This is a genomic window from Kribbella sp. VKM Ac-2569 (assembly GCF_004216905.1).
In the GTDB taxonomy this organism is placed as follows: domain Bacteria; phylum Actinomycetota; class Actinomycetes; order Propionibacteriales; family Kribbellaceae; genus Kribbella.
Genome location: NZ_SGXJ01000001.1, coordinates 2,250,775 through 2,276,637, shown reverse-complemented (window position 1 = coordinate 2,276,637; position 25,863 = coordinate 2,250,775). Strand labels below are relative to the sequence as shown.

Genomic DNA, 25,863 nt, shown 5'->3' with positions numbered 1-25,863 from the left:
GATCCTCGCAGTCCCGGACGCGCGGTTCGAACCCGTTTTCGGAAAGTGTCTGGGGGAGCGCCTAAGGTGTTCAGTGATGACTACGCTGTTTTCGCCTGATGAGCTCCCGGTGCCGCTGGAGGAGTCGAAGACGTCTCGGGCCGACCCGGATGCGCTGCTCGAGGGACTGAACCCGCAGCAGCGCGCCGCCGTGGTGCACGCCGGCAAACCGCTGCTGGTGGTGGCCGGTGCGGGGTCGGGGAAGACGCGGGTGCTGACCCGCCGGATCGCCTACCTGCTGGCGGCCCGCGACGCGCACCCCGGCTCGATCCTGGCCATCACGTTCACCAACAAAGCCGCCGCGGAGATGCGCGAGCGGGTGGTGGACCTGGTCGGCCCGCGGGCGAAGCTGATGTGGGTCTCGACGTTCCACTCCTCTTGCGTTCGGATCCTCCGCCGCGACATCAAGCGGTTCGGGATCAACTCGACGTTCTCGATCTACGACGACACCGACTCGCGCCGGCTGATGACGCTGGTCTGCCGCGAGCTCGACCTGGACGTCAAGCGGTACAACCCGCGCGCCGTGCTGAACTGGATCAGCACCCAGAAGAACGAGCTGATCGACCACGAGACCTCGGCCGCGAAGGCGGAGAACCATCTCGAGGAGACGTACGCCGAGTGCTACCGGATCTACCAGGAGCGGCTCGCCCAGGCGAACGCCCTCGACTTCGACGACCTGCTGATGACCACGGTCAACCTGCTGCAGGCCTTCCCCGAGGTCCGTGAGTACTACCGGCGCCGTTTCCGCCACGTGCTCGTCGACGAGTACCAGGACACGAACCACGCGCAGTACACGCTGATCCGCGAGCTCTGCGGTGAGGACGCCCCCGCCGGCAACGATCCGACGGCACCGCCCGCCGAGCTGATGGTGGTGGGCGACTCCGACCAGTCGATCTACGCGTTCCGCGGGGCGACCATCCGTAACATCCTCGCCTTCGAGGAGGACTTCGCCGGCGCCGAGACGATCCTGCTGGAGCAGAACTACCGCTCCACCCAGACCATCCTGACCGCGGCCAACGCGGTGATCAGCCGGAACGAGGGCCGCAAGGCGAAGAACCTCTGGTCCGACCAGGGCCAGGGCGAGCAGATCGCGGTGTACGTCGCGGACAACGAGCACGACGAGGCGCAGTTCGTCGCCGACGAGATCGACCGGCTGGCCGACGCCGACAGCGTGAAACCGTCCGACGTCGCGGTGTTCTACCGGACCAACGCACAGTCCCGGGTGTTCGAGGAAGTCTTCATCCGGACCGGCCATCCGTACAAGGTGGTCGGCGGCGTCCGGTTCTACGAGCGCAAGGAGGTCCGCGACGCGCTCGCGTACCTGCGCGTTCTGGTGAACCCGGAGGACACCGTCTCGCTGCGCCGGATCATGAACGAGCCGAAGCGCGGGATCGGCGACCGGGCCGAGGCCGCGATCGAGGCGCTCGCCCAGCGGGACCGGATCTCGTTCGCGCAGGCGATGCGCCGGGCCGAGGATGCGCCGGCGATGGCGTCGCGCTCGGTGAACGCCGTCCAGGCGTTCGTCGACATCCTCGACGAGCTGACCGCGATGGTCGACTCGGGAGCCCCGCCGGACGACATCCTCGACGTCGCCCTGCACCGCTCCGGGTACTACGAGACGCTGCAGAAGTCCCCGGACCCGCAGGACGAGACCCGCCTGGAGAACCTGGACGAGTTCATCTCGGTGGCACGCGAGTTCGTCGAGGAGCGGACCGCCGCCGGCGAGGCCGCCGACCTGCAGGCCTTCCTGGAGCGGGTCGCGCTGGTCGCCGACGCCGACCAGATCCCGGACGCGGCCGACGACGGCGGCGTGGTCACGCTGATGACCTTGCATACCGCGAAGGGCCTGGAGTTCCCGGTGGTGTTCCTGACCGGCATGGAGGACGGCGTCTTCCCGCACTCCCGGTCGCTCACGGATCTGAAGGAGCTCGAGGAAGAGCGCCGGCTCGCGTACGTCGGGATCACGCGGGCCCGGCAGCGGCTGGCGCTCTCCCGGGCCGCCGTGCGTTCGGCGTACGGCGCTCCCCAGCACAACCCGCCGTCCCGGTTCCTGGAGGAGCTCCCCGCCGAGCTGCTCGACTGGCGTCGCGACGAGTCCGCGATCACCAGGTGGTCCGGCACCGGGACGACCCGCGGTAGTGGGATCCCGAGCCGCTACGAGCCGGCCCGCAGGACAGCGTCCGACAAACCAGTGATCAGCCTGAACCCGGGCGACCGGGTCGTGCACGACAGCTTCGGGATGGGCACCGTCGTGGTGGTCCGCGGAGAGGGCCAGCAGGCCCAGGCCGACATAGATTTCGGCTCCGAGGGCGTGAAACGACTCCTGCTCCGGTACGCCCCAGTGGAAAAGATCTGAGCCCGCGGGTCATCTACGCCGTCAAGGAGCCCGACTCTCCTGGCGGTGGGATCCGGGTTCAGGCACGCCACGTCGAGCTTCTGCGCGCCGCGGGGATCGACGCCGCATTGTGGTTCCGTACGCCGGGCTATCGGCTGCCGTGGTTCGAGACGAGCGCGCCGATCCTCGGGGACGACCAGCTCGAGCTGGGCGCCGGCGACCTGCTCGTCGTACCGGAGCTGTACCTGCTGCCGGGGGTGGATCCCGCGCCTGGTGTGCGGAAGGTGATCTTCAACCAGAACCACTTCCTGACCTTCTGGTCCTGGCGCGACACCGCTGGGTATCCGGGCTGGGACCCGGCGCCGGAGGTCTGGGCCGTGTCGCAGGAGAGCCGTGACGTGCTCGGCCGGCTGCACCCCGAACTCCCGGTCCGCCTGGTGCCCAATCCGATCGACGCCGACCTGTTCCGGCCCGGACTGGCGCGCACCCGCCAGATCGCCTGGATGCCCCGGCGTCGCCCGCTCGAGGCGTCGGTGCTGGAACGGCTGCTGCGGAACGACCCGCGAGCCGACGGAGTCCACCTGGCTGTGCTCGCGGAGCTCAGCGAGAGCCAGGTGGTCGAGGCGCTCGGCCGGACTTCCGTGTTCGTCGCACTGGGGATCTCCGAAGGATTCGGCTTGCCCGTCGCGGAGGCGCTCGCCGCCGGTTGCCTGGTCGTCGGGTACCCCGCCGGGGGCGGCGAGGAACTGTTCGAGGCGCCGGGAACCTGGCGGATCGACGACGCGCGGCCGCATCTGCTCGCGGACCGGGCGCTGGAGCTGGTCGACGTACCGGCGGAGGATCCCGTCCGTGGTGCGGCGCGGGACTGGATCACGGAGCGTTACTCCCCGGCGGTGACCGCCGAGGCCCTGCTGGCCGCGGTCGAGTCGGCGCGGGCGTTACCGGGCCGCGCCGGTGTCGCCACCCACCCGATCGTCTGGCCGGATGACCCGGTCGCCGCCGCCGAGCGGGCCCATCCATGGCGACCGTGAGCAGATCGAGGTGAAGCTTTCGGACGTTTGCGTTGCATCTGACCCGGAGATTGAGACAATCAAGGGTCTTCGGCCCCCTCCCGGAAGCGCTCCAGCCCATGTCCAAGTCGTCGGCCAGTAACCGCCGGATCATCCTGGCGGGAGCGAATCCTGGCCTGCGGCTGTTCGACGAGAACGGCAAGGTGACGGCGTACGCGTCGATCTGGATGGTCGACTGGTCGATCCGCGGCTCGGGTACGGCGGTGGTGCTGTGGTTCGACGGGATCGTCCGCGTGGTGTCCGAGGACGTCGATCTCGCCTCCTGGCTGGAGCAGTACTTCGTCCGCTCGTTCCTTGAGGTCCAGGGCCTGCCGTGGCACGAGCCGGCCGTCGAACGGGACCTGGTCCAGGTCTCGATGAACCTGGCCGACGGGCTGAGCGCCAAGGCCGCGGACATCCAGATCGAGATGAGCGGCGTACTGGACCGGCGGTTGTTCGCGACCGACAACTTCCAGCTTGCCGACGGCAACCACAGCCTCAGCCTGGTGATCGCCCCGGTCCGCTCCGCGACCGTCTCGATCGGCGGCGCCTCGGTGCCCGGTTTCGTTCAGGTCGACGGCTCACCGGACAAGCCGGGCTCGTCAGCGTTCCTTACAACCGCCGAGGTCTGGCAGCGTTAACCCAGGCTGAACCAGTTCTCCATCCGCTCGACGACGCGCTGATCGCCGCCGAGCACCCGCTGCAGCCTGAACAGGTACGCCGCGATTCCGGCCGCGCCCTGCATCCAGCCGACGCCCGGCCGCAGCAGCGGATCCTCGTTGTGGTGCTCGACGAACCGCCAGTACCCCTCCGGGTAGGCATAGTCGAGCAACGTGTCACCCATCCGTACGGCGAACTCCAGGTCCTGCTCGTCGCCGTCGCGATGCCACGCGTCCAGGAACGCGTCACCGACACCCGCCGTACCGCAGCAGCGGCCGTCGTTGTCCCAGAAACCCGGATGGAGCCGCTCGGGGATGCCGGAGTACCGGACGCTGTCCAAACACCGGTGACGCCACGTCTGCGGCGTCGCACCGGCGATCTGCGGTACGTCGGCGTACTCGAGCGCACTGAACGTCGACGCGGTCCCGGCACCGCCGTGGCACCAGTTGAACGTGTACTCGTCGCCGTGCCGCTCCGCCCACGGAATCACCCGCGGCACCCGAAAGCCTTTGTCGTCGTTGATCCCGAGCGTCACCAGGTGCTCGGCCCCGCGCCGCGCCACATCGACGAGCTCAGGCCGCCCGAGTTCCACGCCGGCCACGGCGAGCACCGCCGCGATCCCCGCGAGACCATGCGAGAAGTTCGGCATCTCGGTCGGCTCGTCGGTGCGGAACCGGCGGGACACGAACTGCCAGTTGACCCCGGTGGGCGGCTTCTCCTGTTCACCGAGCAGCAGGTCCGCGGCCCGGTTGGCCAGCGCCGAGGCGTCGTCACCGCAGCGGTTCGCCCATAAGGCACCGAGCAGGATCGCGCCCGTTCCGAGGGTGACGTCGTTGGCGACCGCACCAGGGGTGTACCTCGGTTGGTCGAGAAAGCTCTCCGGCCAGCCGTCCTCGGTCGCCAACGCCTGAAGGCGTTCCAGCGCGGCGCTCGTGCCCGCCTGGTCGAGCGCGGTGAGCACTCCGATCGAGCTGACCAGTCCCCCGAAGAAGGTGGTGCTCGTGGTCGTCGGGATCGTCGTACGGATGCGGTCCGCGATCGCAACGGCAAGGTCCTGTTCGGTAGCGGTCCACTGCCGGGTCAGACGGATCTCGGCGAGCGTGTGGGCGAGCCCGCCGATGCCGTTGTGGATGCCGTCGCGGTCCTCCGCGGTCGGCTGCTCGTCGCCGGCGAACTCGGGGATCCACGGGCCGTCGTCGTCCCACCGGACCTGGTCCATGACCCAACCCCAGGCCGTCTCGCCGATCTCGCCGTACGTCATGGCTGGGCGTTCCGGAGCCGGATGCCGCTCCACTCGAGGGTGCTGGCGGTGGCCGCGGCCCAGAAGTCGTGCAACCGCCGCAGGACACGCAACTGGATCCCGGCCTCCTCGTGCAGCGCGAACAGGTCACCGACCCGTTCCGGCGTACCGAGAGGCCGTACTTCGGTGGTCGCGACGACGGCGGCGTCGTGCTCGACGAAGGCGTCGGCGGGGAGGCGGTACGCGTACAGCTCGACGGAGCGCATCGCCTCCAGCCAGCCGTACTCGACGGCGTGGACGCGGGAGCCGGAGCCGACGCCGATGATCCGGTCGCGGTCCTCAGGAGTGGTGTTCGGTCCGACCCAGGCCATCGCTCGCGGGCATTGGCGGGGGAACCAGTAGTCCGGCGCGCGGTCGTGGCCGACGGCCCAGACGTACGCCGTGGCCTGCTGCGCCGTCTTTGCGACGTGCGGCCGGAAGATCTCGATGGTCGGATCCTCGGAGAAGTGCAGAACCTCACCAGCAGCCGGACGCATGCGCGGCAGCTTAGCCAGAGGCGGTGTTGCGGTGCGCGGGAATTACGGGTTGAGGCCGCAGTGGTCGCGCAGCCACGGCATCGGGTTGATCGCCTCGCCGCCGTCCGGGTGGACCTCGAAGTGCAGGTGCGGGCCGGTGGTGTTACCCGTCATGCCGATCGCGCCGACCTGGTCACCGGCGTACACGGTCTCGCCGACCTCGACGCTGAACTTCGACATGTGGTTGTACCAGGTGACGGTGCCGTCCTCGTGCCGGACCTGGACCTGACGGCCGTACGGGCCGGCCCAGTCGGCGAAGATCACGACGCCCTTCATCACGGCTCCGATCCGGGTGCCCATCGGGGCGGCGAAGTCGGTGCCGGTGTGGTTGCGGGCCCAGCGGCTGCCGCCCTGCCCGAACGTCGCGGTGATGTGGTAGCCGGAGACCATCAGCTCGCAGCGGGTGGCGGACTCACGGGCCTTCTGCTCGGCGGCTTCGGCCTTCGCCTTCGCGGTGGCCAGGGCGCTCGCGCGCTTCGCGGTCAGGGCCTGGGTGGCGGTCAGCTTCGCGGCTCGGGCCTGGGCCAGCTTGGCGGCGGCGGACTGCTTCTTGGTGGTCGTCGTGTCGGCCAGCTGGACCCGGGAGGAGTCACGGGTGGCGAGCTGGCGCGCCTGGATGCGTGCCGTGGTGATACCGGACAACTGCTGCCCACTGTCCAGGCTGAGCGCGGCGAGGTTCACCGCGGAGTTGGCCTGGGTCGGTGACGCCAGCGAGCTGTGGCTGAAGCCGACAGCACCGGCTGCTGCGGCGAGCGCAGCGGTCAAACCGACGATCTGGGAGCTGGTGGGGGTATTACGCCTGGCGACGCGATGCTTGGCACTATGACGTCCTGCGCCGGGTTTGCGCGCAGCGTTGCCGGGCGTGACGCGGTCTCCCGCGGCACGGTGCTGGGACACAACGTGGCCTTTCGGTCACAGGGGAGGGGCTAGGGGAAAGCGAGGGGGAAGCTCTCTCCTCCTCTCGAGGGGTTTATTCCCCGGGAGGACTCACAGACCATAACGGAAGGGTCACGGGGTGACAAACCCCGCCACCCACTTTTCCGCACGTCCTTCACGAAACCTTTGCATGAGCTGCTGCACGTGCATCGGCCGGAATCGCTGAGAAGGCTTCCTGGTCAGGCAGTTTTGGGTTCTTCGTCCAGGTGGGCCAGTACGCCGGTGATGCGGTGCACGACCTCGCCGTGGAACGGCAGGGACAGGTGGCCCACGCCGTGCACCCGGACGTTACTCGCCACCAGATCGGGGTGCCGGATCCGGGCCCTGCGCTGCGGCACGATCAACTGGTCGACGTCGCTGTAGAACGCGACGAACCGGGTCCGGCAGTCCGGCGCCGGCTCGTCCAGCTCCGCCATCAGGTCGCTGTCCGGCCGGACCTGCTTCACCAGCGGCCACGGCAGCAGCTTGGCCGCGGCCGTGCCCTGGTGCGGCGTCCCCAGCGTGACGCAGGTGTGCACGAGGGCGTCGCCACCGAGTCGCTGGATGTAGTACCGCGCGATCAGCCCGCCGAGGCTGTGCCCGATCACATGGATCTGGTCGGATCCGGACGCCTCGCAGATCGCTTCGATCTCACGGCCCATCCGTTCCGCGGTACGCCGTACGTCCAGCGTCAGCGGTGAGTACGAGAACGTGTGGATGCTGCTGAATCCGCGGCGCACCAGGTGCCGGCGCATCATCGCGAAGACCGTGTGGTTGTCGATGATCCCGTGTGCGAGCAGGATCGGCGTACCGGCGGCCCGGATGTCGCTGACCAGCAGGCCGCGCTGGGCCGGACCGAGGCCGGTCAGGTTCAGTCGCGCGGGGAGCGCGGGAGAATTGCTGACGAGACCGAGCGGGTACATCGCCAGGTGTGTGGTCAGCCAGCCGAGCTCGACCGCCGCGCCGTGCAGCACGCTGGGCGAGAGTGCCGAGCGGGCGCCGTACGCCAGTCCGTCCAGTGCGCCGCGGACATCGTCCTGCCAGGAGCCCATGCGCGCCTCCTCACAAACCAGACCCCCCGGTGGTCCGATCACTTTCAACGGTAACCGGTTCCCGTTCGGCGTGTGGGGGAACACACGGCGCCGTGTCTTATCCGTGAGGAACGCAGCGGTTAGCCTGCCCACATGTCTGCTACGAGCCCGTTGCGCGTTGTCGTCGCCAAGCCCGGTCTGGACGGTCACGACCGTGGCGCCAAGGTCGTCGCCCGTGCCCTGCGGGACGCCGGCATGGAGGTCATCTACACCGGGCTGCACCAGACCCCGGAGCAGATCGTCGAGACCGCGATCGCCGAGGATGCCGACGCGATCGGGTTGTCGGTGCTGTCCGGCGCGCACATGACGCTGTTCAAGCGGGTCCGCGAGCTGCTGACCGAACGGGAAGCCGAGGACATCGTGGTGTTCGGCGGCGGCATCATCCCGGACGCCGACCTGCAGCCGCTGGCCGAGCTCGGCGTACACAAGATCTTCACCCCGGGCGCGACGACCACCGAGATCGTCGAGTGGGTCCGGGGCCACGTCGGCGACGCGTCGGCGTCCCCGGCCTGAGGTCCGCCCGGACGCCCCCAGTGAGCTGCCGGAGTCGCGAATCCGCTCCGGAGCGTGATGACGACTGCCCGGAGTCGTTCTGAACGGTCCTGCCCGGTTCAGCAAGGTTACTAATCGGTAATACCGAATCGTTAGGAAATGCCCGGTTGTGCGGGCTTCCCAAACGCGGTCGCATACAGCCATGCGGCTGTCCGGTTCAGAGACCGCCGAGACGGAACACGTGTGGCTCAGAACACATCGCCCCCGATCTCGGTTACTGTCCGGACATGGCGGATCGCAGTGTGGTGGGGGATTGCGATCGGCCACCGCAGGACCAAGCGATGTCATCGGGAGAGGGCAGGTAAACGATGAGGTTTGAACGATCACACGCACGCAGGACGGCATTCGTTGCCGTCGCAAGCAGCTTCGCGCTGCTCGCCACCGCGTGTGGTAGTGGCGACGACGGAAGCAGCGGCGGCGGGGGCAGCTCGGCCGCAGCGCTCGAAGGCCGGGGGCCGATCACCCTTGCCAGCGGCAAGGACACGTCCGGAAACCTGCAGAACCAGCTCAATGCCTGGAATGCGTCGCACCCGAACGAGAAGGTGGAGCTCAAGGAGCTCCCCGAGGACGCGAACGCGCAGCGGCAGCAGATGATCCAGAACGCGCAGGCCCAGTCCGACGCGTTCAGCGTGCTGTCGATGGACGTTGTCTGGACGTCGGAGTTCGCGGCGAACCAGTGGGTCACCCCGATCCCCGAGGACAAGGTCCCCGACCTGGGCAAGCTGATCCCGGCGACGGTGGAGACGGCGAAGTATCGCGACAAGCTGTACGGCGTGCCGGTGACCTCCGACGGTGGCCTGCTCTACTACCGCAAGGACCTGCTGACCAAGGCCGGTATCGCGGAGCCGCCGAAGACCTGGGACGAGATGCTCGCCGACTGCCAGAAGGTGGCCGCGCTGCCTGAGGCCAAGGGTATGAGCTGCTACGCGGGCCAGTACGAGAAGTACGAGGGCCTGACCGTCAACTTCGCCGAGGCGGTCAACTCGGCCGGCGGCGTGATCGTCGACAAGGACGGCAAGCCGAACGTCAACACGCCGGAGGCCAAGGCTGGTCTCGAGGAACTGGTGAACGGCTTCAAGGTCGGCGCCATTCCGAAGGCCGCGCACACTTACAAGGAAGAGGAGGGCCGCCGCGCCTTCCAGGAAGGCAAGCTGCTGTTCCACCGCAACTGGCCGTACGTGTACGCGAAGGCGCAGGCAACCGACGGGTCCTCGAAGGTGGCCGGCAAGTTCGCGGTCGCGGCGCTGCCGGGCAAGACCGGCCCGGGTGTCTCGTCGCTCGGTGGTCACGACTACGCGATCAGCTCGTTCGCCAAGAACAAGGCGACCGCGCTCGACTTCATCAACTTCATGGCGAGCGAAGAGCGCCAGAAGGCGAACATCGAGAAGACGTCGCAGGCGCCGAGCTGGGCGTCGCTGTACGACGACGCGACCCTGAACAAGCAGTTCCCGTACCTGGCGCCGCTGAAGGCCTCGATCGGGAACGCGCAGCCCCGGCCGCGGGTGGTCAAGTACGGCGACGTGACGTCCGCGATCCAGTCGGCGGCGTACGACGCGCTGAACGGAACTGTGGCGCCGGACAAGGCGCTGGCCGACCTGCAGACGAAGCTGCAGACACTCATCACCAACTGACCGTCGTGCCGGGGCCGGTGTGTGGGGAGGTTGTGACCACGCACCGGCCCTGGCCAGTCCCTGCCCGGGTTCGTCCGGGAAACTAAGGAGGCACAGGTGACTGCAAGCGCGCCGGTCACGGAACGACCGGCCAGTAAGCCGAAGAAGCAGCAGCGGTTCGACGAGGGCACCGGCCGGCTGGCCGCGGTCCTGCTCTCCCCGACGCTGCTCGTGCTCGGCGTCGTGGTGCTGTTCCCGATCATCTCGGCGCTGCGCGAATCGCTGTTCCAGAGCGGTCAGCGGCTCGACGAGAACGGCTTCATCGTCAAGGGCTCGACATTCGTCGGACTCGACAACTATCTCGATATCTTCCGCGGCGAGACCGGCGACCGGTTCTGGAACGCGTTCTACAACACGACGTTCTTCACCGTGGTGTGCGTCGTTCTGGAGACCGTCCTCGGTGTGGCGATGGCGCTGATCATGGCCAAGGCGTTCAAGGGCCGGGGCATCGTCCGGGCCAGCATCCTGGTCCCATGGGCGATCCCGACCGTCATCTCGGCGCTGCTCTGGAAGTGGATCTTCCAGGCCGACGGCATCGCCAACACCCTGATCGGTACCCAGGTGCTGTGGTCGACGGAGGGCTGGCAGTCGAAGCTCTCGGTGGTGGTCGCGGACACCTGGAAGACCGCGCCCTTCATCGGCCTCCTGGTCCTGGCCGGGCTGCAGACCATCCCGGCCGAGGTCTACGAGGCCGCGAAGGTCGACGGTGCGAACGCCTGGAAGACCTTCACCCGGATCACGCTGCCGTTGGTGAAGCCGGCGCTGCTGGTGGCAGTGCTGTTCCGGATCCTCGACACGCTGCGGATCTTCGACCTGCCGTTCGTCCTGGTCGGCCAGCACAAGAACTCGGTCGAGACGCTCTCGATGCTCGCGTACGACGAAGCGTCCAATGTCCGCTTCGGCCCGGCCGCGGCCTATGCGACGGTGCTGTTCATCTACGTCGCGGTGGTCGCGTACCTGTTCGTGAAGATCCTCGGCGCCGACGTGATCGGTGAGGCCCGAGTCAAGAAGCCGGGCGGCGGCAACGGCAAGCGGTGGCGGAAGAAGAACGCGGTCCAGGACACGACCAACGCCTCGGTCGGTGCTGTGGCATCCGGTGGAGGTGGATTCTGATGGCAACGGCAACTGCACCTGCCGGTGGCGGCAAGCTCAAGACGGCCGAGACCAGCGCGCTGCGACGGTACGCGCCGCTGATCGGCGTCGTGGTCATCGTCCTGTACTGCCTGGCGCCGTTCTACTGGATGATGGTTTCGGCGTTCCGCCGGCCCTCCGACCAGTTCTCGAACGACATCATCCCGGCGCCGTTCTCGTTCCAGAACTTCAAGGACGTGTTCGCCGGTTCCAACGGTTTCGCCCGGGGTCTGCTGAACAGCCTGATCGTGGCCGGGACGGTGACGATCCTGACGCTGATCATCGGCATGGTAGCGGCGTACACGCTGGCGCGGCTGGACTTCAAGTTCAAGAACGTCGTCCTGGCGATCATCATCACCACGTCGATGTTCCCGGGCATCTCGCTCGTGGTGCCGCTGCTGAAGCTGTTCGTCGACATCAAGTGGATCAACACCTACCAGGCGATGATCGTGCCGAGCCTGTCGTTCGCGCTGCCGTTGGCGGTGTGGAACCTGACGTCGTTCTTCCGGCAGATGCCGCAGGAACTCGAGCAGGCGGCGATGGTGGACGGCTGTACGCCGGCCCAGGCCTTCCGCAAGGTCATCATCCCGCTGGCGGCACCCGGTGTGTTCACCACCGCCATCATCACGTTCATCGCGGCCTGGAACGAGTTCCTGATCGCGCTGAGCATGACCAACAAGAAGTCGATCCAGACGGCGAACGTGATCGTCTCGCAGTTCACCGGTACGACGGGCCGCGACCAACCGTTCGGCAGCCAGATGGCCGCCGGTGTGGTGGTCACGATCCCGCTCGTGATCGCCGTACTGCTGTTCCAGCGCCGTATCGTCGCCGGCCTCACGGCAGGTGGCGTGAAGTGAGCTGGCGGGACCGGCGGGACCGGGAAGATCGGGATCGGCGAGATCGGGAAGACCGCGATCGCCGGGACCGGGAAGACCGCGACCGGCGGGACCGGGAAGATCGGGACCGGCGGGATCGCGAAGACCGCGACCGTCTACGGAACCGCTGAAACGAGAAACGGCCGGAGCCAACGCTCCGGCCGTTTCTGTTGTGTCAGACCTGGAGCCAGACGGTGGTGTCGACCGGGAGTTCGCCGTTCGGCAGGGGCTCGCTGCTCAGCAGGATCTGCTGGTGGGCGGGCAGGGCGATCGGGGTGTCGCTGACGTTCACGACGCAGCGGAAGCCGGGGTCGCGGGTGAAGGAAAGGATGCCGTCCGCGGCGTCCGGGTCCCAGACGAGGCGACCTTCGCCGAGGGCCGGGTGTTCGCGACGGATCTTGAGGGCCGCCTTGTACAGATTGAGGTGGCTGCCGGGGTCTCCGGCCTGCGACTCGGCGGTCAGACCGGCCCAGTCTGACGGCTGCGGAAGCCACGGCTGGGCGGTGCCCGGGCCGAAGCCGTACGGCGGCTCGGAGCCGGACCACGGGATCGGGACCCGGCAGCCGTCCCGGCCGCGGACGGTGTGCCCGGAGCGCTCCCAGGTGGGGTCGTCGAGCACGTCCTCGGGCAGGTCCTCGACCTCGGGCAGCCCGAGCTCGTCACCCTGGTAGATGTACGCGCCGCCGGGCAGCGCGAGTTCCAGCAACGCGGCGGCCCGCGCCCGGCGCAGCCCGAGCTCCAGATCGGTCGGTACGACGCCCGCACCCTCCAACGCGTCCCGATGGTCACGGCCGTACCGCGTGCGGTGCCGGATCGTGTCGTGGTTGCTCAGCACCCACGTCGCCGGCGCCCCGACCGCCCACAGGTTGTCGGTGGTGTGGTCGATGACCTCACGCAGTTCCTTCGCGTCCCACGCTGCGCGCAGGGCGTCGAAGTTGAAGGCCGAGTGCAGTTCGTTCGGCCGCACGTACTGCGCCAGTCGCTCGGCCGGTGACAGCCACGCCTCCGCCACGAAGACCCGGGGCCCCTGCGGCGTATCGGCGTACTCGTCGGCGATCGCGCGCCAGCGCTGGTGGATGGTGTGCACACCGGGCTGGTCGTAGAACGGGTTCCCGACGTACTTCTCCCGCGTCGGCTCCCCGTTGTGCAGCGGTACGTCGGGCAACGCCGGGTCCTTGGCCATCGAGTCGGCGACATCGATCCGGAACCCATCGACGCCGCGGTCGAACCAGAACCGAAGGATCGCGTCGAACTCCTCGATCACCTTCGGGTTGTCCCAGTTCCAGTCCGGCTGGGAGATGTCGAACAGGTGCAGGTACCACTGCCCGTCGTCGATCTGCTGCCACGCGCCGCCACCGAACGCGGCCGGCCAGTTGGTCGGCGGCAGGCCGTCCGCGGAGTCCCGGAACCAGAACAGGTCCCGCTCCGGAGAACCCTTCCCCGCAGCCAGGGCGGCCTTGAACCACGGGTGGTCCCAGGAGCAGTGGTTCGGCACCAGGTCGATGAGGATCCGCAGACCCAGCGCGTGCGCCTCGGCGATCAGCGCGTCCGCGTCGGCGAGGGTGCCGAACTCCGGGTTGATGTCGCGGTAGTCGGCGACGTCGTACCCGCCGTCGAGCAGCGGGGACGGGTACCAGGGGCTGATCCAGATCGCGTCGACGCCGAGCTCGGCGAGGTACGGCAGCCGGGCGCGGATCCCGTTCACGTCGCCGGTCCCGTCGCCGTCGGCGTCGGCGAACGAGCGCGGATACACCTGGTAGACGACGGCGCTACGCCACCAGTCGTCAGCTGGTCTGATCTCAGGATCGGTCATGTGATCTAGCCTGACATGGGACCCGGAGGAGGCTGTGACGGTCGTCTCAGCCGGGACCCCGCCTGTTGCTCCCGGCACGAGGGTGGCTACTGTCAGAAGCCCCGTACAGGCGAGAGAGGGACCACACTCGTGGATCTGATGGAATTCCAGGCGAAGACGGTCTTCGCCAAGCACGGAGTGCGGACGACCGTGGGTGCGGTTGTCACGACTCCGGAGGAAGCCCGCGCGGCGGCCGAGAAGATCGGCGGCCGGGTGGTCGTGAAGGCCCAGGTCAAGACCGGCGGCCGCGGCAAGGCCGGCGGCGTCAAGCTGGCCTCGAACCCGGACGAGGCCGAGGAGAAGGCCCGCGAGATCCTCGGGCTCGACATCAAGGGTCACGTCGTCAAGATCCTGAACATCGTCCCGGCCGCGGCGATCGGCGAGGAGTACTACTTCTCGTTCCTGATCGACCGCGCCAACCGTAACTACCTCTGCATCGCCTCCGCCGCCGGCGGCATGGAGATCGAAGAGGTCGCGCACACCGACCCGGACGCGGTCGCGCAGATCTCGATCGACCCGGCGACCGGTGTCGACGAGGCGAAGGCGCGCGAGATCGCGGTCGCCGCGAAGTACCCGGCCGACGTGATCGACGCCGTCGTACCGGAGATCGTCAAGCTGTACGACGTGTTCATCGCCGAGGACGCCTCGCTGGTCGAGGTGAACCCGCTGGTCAAGCTCGAGGACGGCAACGTCGAGGCGCTGGACGGCAAGGTCACGCTGGACGAGAACGCGGACTTCCGGCACCCGGACCACGCCGAGTTCGAGGACGTCTCGGCGGCCGACCCGCTGGAGGCGGCGGCCAAGGCCAAGGGCCTGAACTACGTGAAGCTGGACGGTTCGGTCGGCATCATCGGCAACGGCGCGGGTCTCGTCATGAGCACCCTGGACGTCGTCGCGTACGCGGGTGAGGAGTTCGGCGGCCAGAAGCCCGCGAACTTCCTCGACATCGGCGGTGGCGCTTCGGCCGAGGTCATGGCGAACGGCCTGGAGATCATCATCTCCGACTCGCAGGTGGAGAGCGTGTTCGTGAACGTCTTCGGCGGCATCACCGCCTGTGACGCGGTCGCGAACGGCATCGTGCAGGCGTTCGAGCTGCTGTCGAGCCGGGGCGAGGCCGTCACCAAGCCGCTGGTCGTCCGGCTGGACGGCAACAACGCCGAGGAGGGCCGCCGGATCCTCGACGAGGCCGGCCTGGCCGGTCTGGAGCGGGTCGACACGATGGACGGCGCCGCCAAGCGCGCCGCCGAGCTGGCTGCGAAGTAAGGGATCGCCGAACAATGTCTATCTTCCTGACCAAGGACAGCAAGGTCATCGTCCAGGGCATGACCGGCTCCGAGGGCACCAAGCACACCACCCGGATGCTCGCCTCGGGCACCAACATCGTCGGCGGCGTGAACCCGCGTAAGGCGGGCCAGAGCCAGGACTTCGACGGTAAGGCGGTCGCCGTGTTCGGCACCGTCGCCGACGCGGTCAAGGAGACCGGCGCGAACGTGTCGGTCATCTTCGTCCCGCCGAAGTTCACCAAGGACGCCGTACTGGAGGCCGTCGAGGCCGAGGTGCCGCTGGTCGTGGTGATCACCGAGGGCGTGCCGGTGCACGACACGGCCGCGTTCTTCGCTGCCGCGCAGGCGTCCGGCAAGACCCGGATCATCGGCCCGAACTGCCCCGGCATCATCACCCCGGGCGAGTCGAACGCCGGCATCATCCCGGCCGACATCGCCGGCCAGGGCCGGATCGGTCTGGTGTCGAAGTCCGGGACGCTGACCTACCAGATGATGTACGAGCTGCGGGACTTCGGGTTCTCGACCGCGATCGGGATCGGCGGCGACCCGATCATCGGGACCACGCATATCGACGCGCTGCGGGCGTTCCAGGACGACCCGGACACCGACGCGATCGTGATGATCGGTGAGATCGGCGGTGACGCCGAGGAGCGGGCGGCCGCGTTCATCAAGGAGAACGTGACCAAGCCGGTCGTCGGGTACGTCGCGGGCTTCACCGCCCCGGAGGGCAAGACGATGGGCCACGCCGGCGCGATCGTCTCCGGCTCGTCCGGGACAGCGGCCGCGAAGCAGGAGGCCCTCGAGGCCGTCGGCGTGAAGGTCGGCAAGACGCCGTCCGAGACCGCCAACCTGATGCGCGAGATCATGCAGGGCCTGAGCAAGTAACTGCCAGGCATGTGAAGCGGGACCTGCCCCTGACGGGGGTGGGTCCCGTTTCTACTTGTAGGCGGCGGACCGGTCGGCCGCGCGGGCGAGCGTCTCGTTGAACGCCGCGTCGGTGAGGTCCAGCTCCTTCAGCACCGGGAACAGCACGTAGACCGCCCGGTTCCCGGATCCGGCGATCCCGATCCGGTAGACGAACTTCTTCCCGTCGCCGGTGTCGTACGTCGCCTTCCAGCTCTTGCCCGTCATCGTGTTGGTCTTGACCGTGCCGGTCGACTCGACCTTCGCGTTCGAGACGTTCTTCTCGCAGGCGTCGACGTTCTTCTTGATCTGGCTGACGTAACTCGCGGCCACGGTCGGGGTGGCGAACTTGATGACCGTGTCGTCGAGCCCGAACTCGGTCGGCACCTTCGCCTCCGGCGTCACGTACGTGACCGTGCCGTACTTCGTCGCCCTCGCCTTCTTCAGACCGAGCTTCTCGCAGCCGGTGCCGTCATTGCTCGTCGCGGCGGCGGCGCTCACCCACGGCTTGTCGATCTCGTCCAGCAGCGGCAGGTCGACCGAGGCCATGAAGCCCGGAGTGTCGACGTTCGGCAACAGGGCCGGTTTCGCGATCGGAGCCCCGGTCGCGCAGCCGCCGGTCTGGGTACAGATCTTCTTCGCCGCCGCGCTCGCGGTGGCCAGCACCGTGTCCGGCCGGGGCGGCGTGGCGGCCATCGTGTCGTGCTCGACGACCATGGTCGCCTGCCCGACGAGCGTGACCGCGACGGTCTTGTACTTCGTCTTCGCGCCGGGGACCTGCCCGAAGACGGCGATCACACCGCGCTCGCCGACGCCGGTGGTCACGTAACCGGCCGACAACCGGGTCTGCGGTGTCGTGCACTGGCTGAGCCAGTGGACGACCGTGGCGTAGGTCTTCGCGGCGGTGGCCTTGTCGTTCGACACGTCGACGTACTGGACGGCGGTGTCCTTGGTGGCCGAGTTCTGCAGGGTGCGGACCCAGGTCCGCAGGCCGGACGGGTCGGCGAACCGCTGTGACTGGCAGGCGAACGCGCTGTCCGGGGCCGAGTCGCCGTCCGCGGTCTTGGTGACCGCCCAGGTGCCGGTCGCGCCGAGCGTCTTCGCGCCCGCGGCGTCCAGCAGCGCCTTGTCGTCGGCGAGTACGTCGGAATTGGTCGGCTTGTCGTCCGACGGGCCGTTGCCGGTCTTCGCGCCGGGCTCTTTGTCGCCGCCGAACGCGTTGAGCGCGGCGACACCGCCGCCGCCGACCAGCACCACGACCGCGACGCCTGCTGCGATCGTCTGGTTCCGCTTGCGCGCCTTCTGGCGACGCGCCTCCCGGGCAGCGGCGCGACCGCCGCCGCGTGATGCACGGTGGGAACCGGCCAAAGCTCGTCCTCCTGACTGATTCCACCCGACAGTACCGGGTGAACCCACGCTGCTCCCACTCAGCTACCAACAGGCGAACTCATCAGTACTGAGCGTGAACAGGCGGGCTGAAGTCTCCCACATCCGGCGTGTCAGGACGAGTGGCGTCCGTGACCGGGGAGACGATGGGAGTCAGATGACCGACATGCTGAGCCGCCCCGGCGCCCGGGACGGCGAGACGAGCGTTCCGCCCACGTCGGAGATCGCGGCCCAGACCAAGCCCTTGGTCGTGTCGGCCGTGATCTCAGCCGGAGCGTGTCTGCTGACCGGTCTCCTCACCTGCGCCGCGGTCGCCGTCATCGGTTGGCTGGGCGCGACGTTCGGCGGTGCCTCCGGCGCGGTCCGGGCCGGAGCGTCGGCCTGGCTGATCGCGCACAAAGCGGGTGTGACGATCGGCACCGGACGGATCAGCATCGCGCCGCTCGGCCTGACGCTGTTCTTCGCCTGGTGCCTGTACCGCGGCGGCAAGTCGGCGGCCCGGTCCAGCGCGGCCGACCGGACCAGGGACCTGATCGCGCTGGCCGGAGCGTTCGCGCTCGTCTACGGCCTCGGCGGCCTCGTCGTGGCGTTGCTCACGGCGGAGGGCTCGCTCAAGGTGTCGCCGCTGTCCGCGTTCCTGGGCGCGTTCTCGCTGGCGCTGGTGGCCGGGCTCGCGGGCATCGCGGTCGAGTCGGGAGCCGCCGAAGACCTCGCGGACGCCACACCGGCAGGTCTGCGGGACGCCGTATCCGCGGCAATGGCCGCCGTACTGACCGTGATCGCGATCGCCTCGCTGCTGTACGGCGTACTGCTCGCGATCCACTTCTCCCGGATCACCGGGATGCTCGAGCTTCTGGACGCCGGCGTGATCGGGTCGGTCGTGCTGTTCGCGATCTGCCTGATGCTGGTGCCGAACATGATCCTGTACGTCGTGGCGTTCCTCGCCGGGCCTGGGTTCCAGTTGGGGGTCGGCACGACGATCGCGCCGACCGGCGTGGACGTGGGGAACCTGCCGGCGCTCCCGCTGCTGGCAGCGGTACCTGCCGACGGCGCTACCCCGTCGTACCTGCTGGTGCTGACGGCTGTGGTGCCGCTGGTCGCCGGCGCGGTCGCAGGTCTGGTCGTCGTACGGCGAGGGCTCGCGGAGCAGGACGCTGACGCGCTGGGCTGGGACGCGTTCGCGCTGCGCGGTGCGATGGCGGCGCTCGTCGCGGGCGTCATCGTGTTCGCGCTGCTGGCGCTGTCGGGCGGATCGGCGGGGCCCGGGCGGATGTCCGTGGTCGGAGTTCCGGGGGCGTTGCCGGCGGCCGGCGTACTGGCGGCAGGCATGGCGATCGGGGCCGCGATCACGGCCGCGGTGGTCTCAGCGCGGCGACCGGCTGACGGAGAGGCCGACAGCGGGCGATAGGCTTCCCGCCGTGACTGCTTCTGACCCGGGTTCTGCGCGCCTCGTCGTGCTCGTGTCGGGCTCGGGGTCGAACCTGCAGGCCCTGCTGGACGCCTGCGCCGACCCGGCGTACGGCGCTCAGGTGGTGGCCGTCGGCGCCGACCGCGACGGGATCGCCGGCCTGGACCGGGCCGCGGCCGCCGGAGTGCCGACCTTCGTGCACAAGGTGAAGGAGTACCCGTCACGCCCCGACTGGGATCGTGCGCTGACTGCGTCCGTCACGCAGTACAAGCCTGACCTGGTCGTGTCCGCGGGCTTCCTGAAGCTGGTCGGCGAGGACTTCCTGGAGTCCTTCGGCGACCGCTACATCAACACCCACAACGCGCTGCTGCCGGCGTTCCCCGGGATCCACGGGCCCCGGGACGCGCTGGAGTACGGCGTGAAGGTCGCCGGGGCGACGCTGTTCTTCGTGGACGGCGGCGTCGACACCGGGCCGATCATCGCGCAGGTCGTCGTACCCGTCGAGGACGACGACACCGAAGAAGCCCTGACCGAACGGATCAAGGACGTCGAACGCCGCCAGTTGGTGGAGTGGGTCGGCCGCCTGGTCCGGGAGGGCTGGACCATCACCGGACGAAAGGTTCGACTGAAGTGAGCACCGACCGCAGGCCGATCCGCCGCGCGCTGATCAGCGTGTACGACAAGACCGGTCTGGAGGAACTTGCTTCCGCGCTGCACGCCGCCGGTGTCCAGCTGGTGTCGACCGGTTCCACCGCGGCGCGGATCGCGGCGGCCGGGGTTCCGGTGACCAAGGTCGAGGAGCTGACCGGGTTCCCGGAATGCCTCGACGGGCGGGTCAAGACCCTGCACCCTCTCGTGCACGCCGGGCTCCTCGCCGACCTGCGGAAGCCCGATCACGTCGAGCAGTTGCAGGAGATGCGAGTCGAGCCGTTCGACCTGCTGGTGAGCAACCTGTACCCGTTCACCGAGACGGTCGCCTCCGGCGCGTCGGTCGACGAGTGCATCGAGCAGATCGACATCGGCGGGCCGTCGATGGTGCGCGGCGCGGCGAAGAACCACGCGAACGTCGCGGTGGTGACGTCGGCCGCGCAGTATGCCTCGCTTTTCGCCGCGCTCGAGGAGGGCGGCTTCTCGCTGGAGGAGCGGGCTCGGTTGGCTGCGGCTGCCTTCGTGCACACGGCGGAGTACGACATCGCCGTCGCGTCCTGGATGGGCAGCGTGCTCACCGACTCGAGTGAGGGGTCCGGATTCCCTGCCTGGGTGGGCGCTTCGTGGGAGAAGTCCGCCGTCCTGCGGTACGGCGAGAACCCGCATCAGCCGGCCGCGCTGTACCTGAACGGGCGGGGCGGGCTGGCCGCGGCGGAGCAGCTGCACGGCAAGGAGATGTCGTACAACAACTACGTCGACGCCGACGCGGCCCGGCGTACCGCCTATGACTTCAGCGAGCCGGCGGTCGCGATCATCAAGCACGCGAACCCGTGCGGGATCGCCGTCGGCAAGGACATCGCGGAGGCCCACCGGCGCGCGCACGAGTGCGACCCGGTGTCGGCGTACGGCGGTGTGATCGCGACGAACCGCCCGGTCTCGGTGGACCTGGCGAAGCAGGTCGCGGAGATCTTCACCGAGGTGCTGGTGGCGCCTGCGTTCGAGGACGGCGCCGTCGAGATCCTGCAGGCGAAGAAGAACATCCGGCTGCTCGTGGCGCCGGCCGTCTCTGCGGACGAGACGGTCGAGCAGCGGGCGATCAGCGGTGGGTTGCTGCTGCAGCACCGCGACCGCTTCCAGGCTTCCGGTGACGACCCGGCCGCGTGGACCCTGGCCGCGGGCGAGGCCGCCTCGGACGAGGTGCTCGCCGACCTCGCCTTCGCCTGGAAGGCGTGCCGCGCGGTCAAGTCCAACGCGATCCTGCTCGCCGCCGACGGCGCCTCGGTCGGCGTCGGCATGGGCCAGGTCAACCGCGTCGACTCCTGCCGCCTGGCAGTCTCCCGCGCCGGCGACCGCGCCACCGGCTCCGTCGCCGCCTCCGACGCCTTCTTCCCCTTCCCCGACGGCCTAGAGGTCCTCATCGAAGGCGGCGTCAAAGCAGTGGTCCAGCCCGGCGGCTCCATCCGAGACGAAGCAGCCATCGAAGCCGCCACCAAAGCCGGCATCACCATGTATTTCACCGGAACCCGCCACTTCTTCCACTGACCTCCGCCCCGGCTTCCACTAGGTTGGGCGCATGCGGAAGCTGGGGGCTTTGGTTGTCGGGGTTCTGGTGCTCGGGGGTTGCGGGAGCGAGGTAGCGCCGCGGAGCGGGAGTACGCCGTCCGTGTCGTTGGGGCTGCGTGCCATCGAGTCGAGCCCGAGACCAGGAGTTGTGGAGACGCCGGGGGCGACGACACCGGTGCCGTATCCGACGACGCGGTTGCCGTCGCGGCCGGAGTTGCCGAAGTCGGCGTACGAGAAGATCACTGTCACGCGACTGCAGTCGCCGGACGTGGCGCTGCGGGCGCCGCGGGCCGGGTATGCGCAGGTGATCTTCGCGTGTGCCTACGAGGAGTGGAGCTGGCAGTACGAGTACGACGTGCTGACGAACTACAACCCGCCGGGACGCCATTGGGCGGGGGACAAGCGTGGCGACCAGCTCAGCCCGGTCGCGGGTAGTGAGGTCGGGCGGGCGCTCGGTTCGTCGGCGGATCCGCTGTCCGACGACTGGATGGCGAGGTCGTACACCGAGGACTCGTGGCCCGAGCGGGAGCTGGTTACGGCGTACGAGGTCAAGCGCGTCAACCTCACCCGTGCGAAGGTTCTGGCCGCGCGGAACGCGTACGCCAAGGGTTGCTCGGTCAAGTACACCGCGCCCCTTCTCGACGCCGTGAAGGTCAGCGTGTACGCGCCGTGGAAGTGGACGATCTGAAGCTGCGGCGGTAGGCGAGCTGGCGGCCGTTGTCGCGGGATTCGGGTGCCTGGGCCCAGCCGGTGTTGGCGTAGAAGGTTTGGCCCTGGGGGTAGTTGGCCAGGGTCCAGAGGATTGCTTCGTCGTACTGGGCCGCTAGTTCTGTTAGGGCGACGAACCCGGCGATGGCTCCGCCCGTCAGCGCGCACAGCAGAACGAATCCTCACCATCCACCCGATGATTACAGACCCCAGGTCGGCGTTGGTGGGTATGCGTCCAAGATGCAGGGTTTGCGTCCTGGATCCGGGACGCAAACCCAGCATCTCGGACGTCCACCCATGAGTTGCGGTGGGCGACGGCGGGATCAGTTGGGGACGATGATGGCGAGTACTGCGATGGCGGCGGCTGTGAGGAGGAGGAAGGTGGTGTCGAACATGCGGCTGCGGACATGGAGGAGCCCGGCGGCTGTGTCGGTGAGGGTGGCTCGGAGGAGGCCGGCTAGGCACAATGCGCCGGCGAAGACGAAGACGCCGTTGCGCCAGTTGTAGAACCAGAGCACGACCATGCCGGCGAGCGCGACCAGGAGCGTCAACCCCAGGGGCCATTGGCTCCGGCGCTGGGCCTCACCCGCCATCAGCACGCCACACCCAGCTCGACCGCGTACGCCGTACCGCCGGAGATCACTGGGGGAGGCTCGATTCGGCGGCTTCCACCACGTTGGTGAGGAGCATCGCGCGGGTCATCGGGCCGATACCGCCGGGCATCGGCGCGATCCAGGCGGCCTGCTCGCGGGCCGCGGTCTCGATGTCGCCGACGATCTTGCCCTCGGCGTTGCGGCTCGTGCCGACGTCGAGAAGGACGGCGCCGGGCTTCACCATGTCCGCGGTGATCAGGCCGGCCGAACCAGCGGCGGCGATCACGATGTCGCCGGTACGTACGACGGCGGCGAGGTCCTTCGTGCCGGTGTGGCACTGCGTCACGGTCGCGTTCTCGCTGCGCCGGGTGAACAGCAGCCCCATCGGCCGTCCCGCGGTCACGCCGCGGCCGACGACGACCACGTGCGCGCCGGCGATCGGTACGTCGTACCGCCGGAGGATCTCCACGCAGCCCTTCGGGGTGCACGGCAGCGGGCCGTCCTGGCCGAGGACGAGCTTGCCGAGGCTGACCGGGTGCAGGCCGTCGGCATCCTTGGCGGGGTCGATCAGGCCGAGGATCGTGTTCGTGTCGACGTGCTTGGGGAGCGGGAGCTGGACGATGAAGCCGGTGCATTCCGGGTTGTCGTTGAGCGCCTGCACCTGCGCGGCGATCTCGTCCTGGGTCGCGGTGTCCGGCAGTTCGACCTGGATCGAGGAGATCCCGACCGCCGCGCAGTCGCGGTGCTTACCCGCCACGTACGCCCGGCTGCCCGGGTCGTCACCCACCAGGATCGTGCCGAGTCCGGGCACCACGCCCTGCTCGGCGAGCTTCGCGACCCGGACCTTCAGCTCGTCCTTGATCGCCGCCGCCGTCGCCTTGCCATCCAGAATCTGCGCCGTCACGACCCCAGAGTCTGCCACGCGCCCACCCCCGGCCCGTACCCGGACCGCCTGGGCGTCGGCTGAGCCGGGAATGCGTGCGCTCTTGCCGTGGTTCCGGGAGGTAGTTTAGTCTTGAACTACCAATCAGCGAGGAGCACATCATGCCCGCCGTGACCGTCAGTGACATCACCGTTCTGCCCCGCGTCAGCGCGCAGGAGCCGGTGAACGAGCGTTCGGTGAAGTCGGTGACGTCCGCGCCGAGCGGGTACGAGGGCGAGGGCTTCCCGGTACGGCGGGCCTTCGCGGGCGTCGATCTCCGCGACCTGGACCCGTTCATCCACATGGACCAGATGGGCGAGGTCGAGTACGCGCCGGGCGAGCCGAAGGGCACGCCGTGGCACCCGCACCGCGGCTTCGAGACCGTCACGTACATGCTCGACGGGATCATGGAGCACCAGGACTCCAACGGTGGTGGCGGCGTGATCTCCAACGGCGACACCCAGTGGATGACCGCCGGCAGCGGTCTGCTGCACATCGAGACCCCGCCGGAGCACCTGGTGACGAGTGGCGGCCTGTTCCACGGCATCCAGCTCTGGGTGAACCTGCCGAAGGCGCTCAAGTGGGCCCCGCCGCGCTATCAGGACATCCGCGGCGGCGACTCCGCGCTGCTCTCCACGCAGGACGGCGGATCGCTGATCCGCGTGATCGCCGGCTCGGTCGACGGTCACAACGGGCCTGGTTCGACGCACACTCCGATCACGCTGGTCCACGCGACAGTCAGCCCCGGCGCGGAAATGGTGCTCCCGTGGCAGCCGGAGTACAACGCCCTCGTCTACGTGCTGGCCGGTCAGGGCACCGTCGGCTCCGAGCGGCGCCCGATCCGCAAGGGTCAGTTGGCCGTCTTCGGTCCTGGCGACACGATCCGTACGGCGGCGAGTACGACGCAGCCGCAGGCTGAGCCGAACCTCGACGTACTCGTGATCGGCGGCCGCCCGATCCGTGAACCGGTTGCGATGGCCGGACCGTTCGTGATGAACACCCGCGCCGAGGTCATCCAGGCCTTCGAGGACTTCCAGGCCGGCAAGCTCGGCAGCATCCCCGCGGTCCACGGCGCCCCGACGGAACTCCGCAGTACTGAATAAGCTTGCCCTGGACACCCTGAATCCCCGGATCTACCTTCAAAACAAGGGGATTCAGGGGGCACCATGTCATACATCCGGAAACTTGCGCTGATCGTGTCCGCGGTGGCACTGACGGTCGCCGCGGCCGCACCGTTCCCAGCATCGATTGCCTTGCCCGACGACTTCCAGCCGGAGGGAATCGCCACCGGCCCGGAGCACACGTTCTACGTCGGCTCGCTCACCACGGGTGACATCTATCGAGGAGACCTACGCACCGGGGCCGGGGACGTCTTCGTCGACGCGCCGCCGGGTCGCTCGGCCGCGGGCATGAAGGTCGAGCGATCCGCGCACCGGCTCTGGGTCGCCGGCGGCTTCGACGGTCATGCGTTCGTCTACAGCACCCGCGACGGTTCCACGCTGGCGAACCTCGTGCTCAGCACCGGTGAAGGCACGCTGATCAACGACGTCGTGGTCACCAACGATGCCGCGTACTTCACCGACTCCTTCCGCCCGGTGATCTACAAGGTGCCGATCGGGCCGGGCGAGCGTATCGGCAGCCCGGTGACCATCCCGCTGAGCGGACCGGCGGCCGCGATCGGCGACTTCCCGAACCTGAACGGCATCGCGGCGCCCAGCGACGGGCACGTGCTGATCATCGGGCACTCGTCGCGTGCGGCCTTGTACCTGGTCGACCCGGGCACCGGCTCCAGCCGCGAGCTCACGCTGACCGGCGGCGCACTCACGCCAGGTACGGTGGACGGCATCCTCCTGGACGGCAGGACGCTCTGGGTGGTCGAGAACTTCGCCAATCAACTGGTCAAGATCGAGCTCAGCCCAGATCTGAGCCAGGGTCGCATCGAGGCCAGGATCACCAATGCCCTGTTCCGGGTGCCGACGGCCGTCGGCGAGGACGGCCATCGGCTCGCACTGGTCAACGCCCGCTTCGACCTGGGCTTCCCGCCGCCGCTCGGACCCGGCGCGCCGCCAGGCACCGACTTCGACGTGGTCCAGCTCGACAAACCCTGATCACCCCTCGGGGTAGAACAGGAACAGCGTGCAGCCCTGCGTGGACTGTGGAACGTGGGACGACCCGGCCGGGGCGTGGATGAACGATCCGGCCGGGTAGTCGCGGTCGCCGTCGTTGAACACACCGTCCACGACGAACACCTCCTCCGGCCCTGGATCGTGGACGTCGATGCCTTTCCAGCTCGATCCCGGATCCATCTGCAGCACGAACGCCTTGGCGACCGCCCCGGACCACAGGGGCCGCAATCTGATGCCTGGAAACAGTTCGCGGACCGGTGCGTCGTCGACCGACGCCCACTCGTAGTTCTCCATGTGTCCAATCCTCACGCGGCCCACCTGCCCGCCCCAAGTGTCAGG

24 protein-coding genes are annotated in these 25,863 nt (G+C 68.7%); 15 read left to right on the top strand and 9 right to left on the bottom strand.

Annotation, left to right across the window (positions count from 1 at the left end; translation table 11 throughout):
- Positions 1-76: 76 nt before the first annotated feature.
- The 3 genes from pcrA to EV649_RS10725 all read left to right on the top strand — a co-directional run bounded on the left by pcrA (position 77) and on the right by EV649_RS10725 (position 4,064).
- Positions 77-2,395 carry a DNA helicase PcrA gene (pcrA, locus tag EV649_RS10735; protein ID WP_130382949.1) on the top strand — a complete coding sequence of 773 codons (2,319 nt, stop codon included), beginning with the start codon at positions 77-79 and terminating at the stop codon, positions 2,393-2,395.
- 107 nt (positions 2,396-2,502) lie between these two features.
- On the top strand, positions 2,503-3,405 hold the full coding sequence (locus EV649_RS10730) for a glycosyltransferase (RefSeq protein ID WP_130382947.1): 903 nt from the start codon (positions 2,503-2,505) through the stop codon (positions 3,403-3,405).
- 98 nt (positions 3,406-3,503) lie between these two features.
- Positions 3,504-4,064, top strand: a complete 561-nt coding sequence (locus EV649_RS10725; RefSeq protein WP_130382945.1) for a hypothetical protein — start codon at positions 3,504-3,506, stop codon at positions 4,062-4,064.
- On the opposite strand, the gene EV649_RS10720 is transcribed toward EV649_RS10725, so the two are convergent.
- The 4 genes from EV649_RS10720 to EV649_RS10705 all read right to left on the bottom strand — a co-directional run bounded on the left by EV649_RS10720 (position 4,061) and on the right by EV649_RS10705 (position 7,865).
- On the bottom strand, positions 4,061-5,377 hold the full coding sequence (locus EV649_RS10720; protein ID WP_198682386.1) for a lanthionine synthetase LanC family protein: 1,317 nt from the start codon (positions 5,375-5,377) through the stop codon (positions 4,061-4,063). The genes EV649_RS10725 and EV649_RS10720 overlap by 4 nt on opposite strands.
- A complete protein-coding gene (locus EV649_RS10715; RefSeq protein ID WP_130382943.1) occupies positions 5,341-5,859 on the bottom strand; it encodes a DUF6886 family protein in 519 nt (172 codons plus the stop codon). Before EV649_RS10715 ends, EV649_RS10720 begins: the two co-directional genes overlap by 37 nt.
- Before the next feature lie 42 nt (positions 5,860-5,901).
- Positions 5,902-6,663, bottom strand: coding sequence for a M23 family metallopeptidase (locus EV649_RS10710; RefSeq protein WP_130382941.1), 762 nt, complete (start codon positions 6,661-6,663; stop codon positions 5,902-5,904).
- A gap of 350 nt (positions 6,664-7,013) precedes the next feature.
- Positions 7,014-7,865: an alpha/beta fold hydrolase gene (locus EV649_RS10705; protein ID WP_130382938.1), complete on the bottom strand. Its 852-nt coding sequence runs from the start codon at positions 7,863-7,865 to the stop codon at positions 7,014-7,016.
- 132 nt (positions 7,866-7,997) lie between these two features.
- Between EV649_RS10705 and EV649_RS10700 the strand changes: the two genes are divergently transcribed.
- The 4 genes from EV649_RS10700 to EV649_RS10685 all read left to right on the top strand — a co-directional run bounded on the left by EV649_RS10700 (position 7,998) and on the right by EV649_RS10685 (position 12,114).
- Positions 7,998-8,417 carry a cobalamin B12-binding domain-containing protein gene (locus EV649_RS10700; protein ID WP_130382937.1) on the top strand — a complete coding sequence of 140 codons (420 nt, stop codon included), beginning with the start codon at positions 7,998-8,000 and terminating at the stop codon, positions 8,415-8,417.
- Positions 8,418-8,764: 347 nt separating this feature from the next.
- Entirely contained in the window at positions 8,765-10,087 is a 1,323-nt protein-coding gene (locus tag EV649_RS10695) for an ABC transporter substrate-binding protein (protein WP_130382935.1), read from the top strand.
- Between the two features lie 96 nt (positions 10,088-10,183).
- On the top strand, positions 10,184-11,239 hold the full coding sequence (locus EV649_RS10690; protein ID WP_130382933.1) for a sugar ABC transporter permease: 1,056 nt from the start codon (positions 10,184-10,186) through the stop codon (positions 11,237-11,239).
- A 128-nt stretch (positions 11,240-11,367) separates the two neighbouring features.
- Entirely contained in the window at positions 11,368-12,114 is a 747-nt protein-coding gene (locus tag EV649_RS10685) for a carbohydrate ABC transporter permease (protein WP_241998109.1), read from the top strand.
- A 193-nt stretch (positions 12,115-12,307) separates the two neighbouring features.
- On the opposite strand, the gene EV649_RS10680 is transcribed toward EV649_RS10685, so the two are convergent.
- The gene (locus tag EV649_RS10680) at positions 12,308-13,945 is read right to left on the bottom strand and encodes a glycoside hydrolase family 13 protein (protein ID WP_130382929.1); all 1,638 of its coding nucleotides are present in this window, start codon (positions 13,943-13,945) and stop codon (positions 12,308-12,310) included.
- Positions 13,946-14,074: 129 nt separating this feature from the next.
- Here EV649_RS10680 and sucC point away from each other — a divergent pair, with 129 nt between their 5' ends.
- Both sucC and sucD read left to right on the top strand, forming a co-directional pair.
- Positions 14,075-15,247: an ADP-forming succinate--CoA ligase subunit beta gene (gene sucC / locus EV649_RS10675; RefSeq protein WP_130382927.1), complete on the top strand. Its 1,173-nt coding sequence runs from the start codon at positions 14,075-14,077 to the stop codon at positions 15,245-15,247.
- A 14-nt stretch (positions 15,248-15,261) separates the two neighbouring features.
- Positions 15,262-16,152 (top strand): succinate--CoA ligase subunit alpha, encoded by an 891-nt coding sequence (sucD, locus tag EV649_RS10670; RefSeq protein ID WP_130382925.1) that lies wholly within the window; start codon positions 15,262-15,264, stop codon positions 16,150-16,152.
- A 51-nt stretch (positions 16,153-16,203) separates the two neighbouring features.
- Here sucD and EV649_RS10665 read toward each other — a convergent pair whose 3' ends face one another.
- Complete coding sequence (locus EV649_RS10665) at positions 16,204-17,538, bottom strand: hypothetical protein (protein ID WP_130382923.1); 1,335 nt, start codon at positions 17,536-17,538, stop codon at positions 16,204-16,206.
- Positions 17,539-17,713: 175 nt separating this feature from the next.
- Between EV649_RS10665 and EV649_RS10660 the strand changes: the two genes are divergently transcribed.
- From EV649_RS10660 to EV649_RS10645, 4 genes are read left to right on the top strand one after another with little or no spacing between them, the layout of a single operon-like run.
- Positions 17,714-18,964: a DUF6350 family protein gene (locus EV649_RS10660; protein WP_130382921.1), complete on the top strand. Its 1,251-nt coding sequence runs from the start codon at positions 17,714-17,716 to the stop codon at positions 18,962-18,964.
- 10 nt (positions 18,965-18,974) lie between these two features.
- Positions 18,975-19,598: a phosphoribosylglycinamide formyltransferase gene (gene purN / locus EV649_RS10655; RefSeq protein WP_130382919.1), complete on the top strand. Its 624-nt coding sequence runs from the start codon at positions 18,975-18,977 to the stop codon at positions 19,596-19,598.
- Positions 19,595-21,154, top strand: coding sequence for a bifunctional phosphoribosylaminoimidazolecarboxamide formyltransferase/IMP cyclohydrolase (gene purH / locus EV649_RS10650; RefSeq protein ID WP_130382917.1), 1,560 nt, complete (start codon positions 19,595-19,597; stop codon positions 21,152-21,154). Before purN ends, purH begins: the two co-directional genes overlap by 4 nt.
- A gap of 31 nt (positions 21,155-21,185) precedes the next feature.
- Positions 21,186-21,863 carry a hypothetical protein gene (locus EV649_RS10645; protein WP_130382915.1) on the top strand — a complete coding sequence of 226 codons (678 nt, stop codon included), beginning with the start codon at positions 21,186-21,188 and terminating at the stop codon, positions 21,861-21,863.
- Between the two features lie 343 nt (positions 21,864-22,206).
- On the opposite strand, the gene EV649_RS10640 is transcribed toward EV649_RS10645, so the two are convergent.
- Both EV649_RS10640 and EV649_RS10635 read right to left on the bottom strand, forming a co-directional pair.
- Positions 22,207-22,476, bottom strand: a complete 270-nt coding sequence (locus EV649_RS10640; protein WP_130382913.1) for a DUF3017 domain-containing protein — start codon at positions 22,474-22,476, stop codon at positions 22,207-22,209.
- 46 nt (positions 22,477-22,522) lie between these two features.
- Complete coding sequence (locus EV649_RS10635; protein ID WP_130382911.1) at positions 22,523-23,380, bottom strand: bifunctional methylenetetrahydrofolate dehydrogenase/methenyltetrahydrofolate cyclohydrolase; 858 nt, start codon at positions 23,378-23,380, stop codon at positions 22,523-22,525.
- Between the two features lie 140 nt (positions 23,381-23,520).
- On the opposite strand from EV649_RS10635, the gene EV649_RS10630 reads away from it, so the two are divergent.
- Positions 23,521-24,501: a pirin family protein gene (locus EV649_RS10630; protein ID WP_130382909.1), complete on the top strand. Its 981-nt coding sequence runs from the start codon at positions 23,521-23,523 to the stop codon at positions 24,499-24,501.
- A 63-nt stretch (positions 24,502-24,564) separates the two neighbouring features.
- Complete coding sequence (locus EV649_RS10625; RefSeq protein WP_130382907.1) at positions 24,565-25,506, top strand: PQQ-binding-like beta-propeller repeat protein; 942 nt, start codon at positions 24,565-24,567, stop codon at positions 25,504-25,506.
- Here the strand turns inward: EV649_RS10625 and EV649_RS10620 are convergent, their stop codons facing one another.
- On the bottom strand, positions 25,507-25,818 hold the full coding sequence (locus EV649_RS10620; RefSeq protein WP_130382905.1) for a cupin domain-containing protein: 312 nt from the start codon (positions 25,816-25,818) through the stop codon (positions 25,507-25,509).
- Positions 25,819-25,863: the final 45 nt, after the last annotated feature.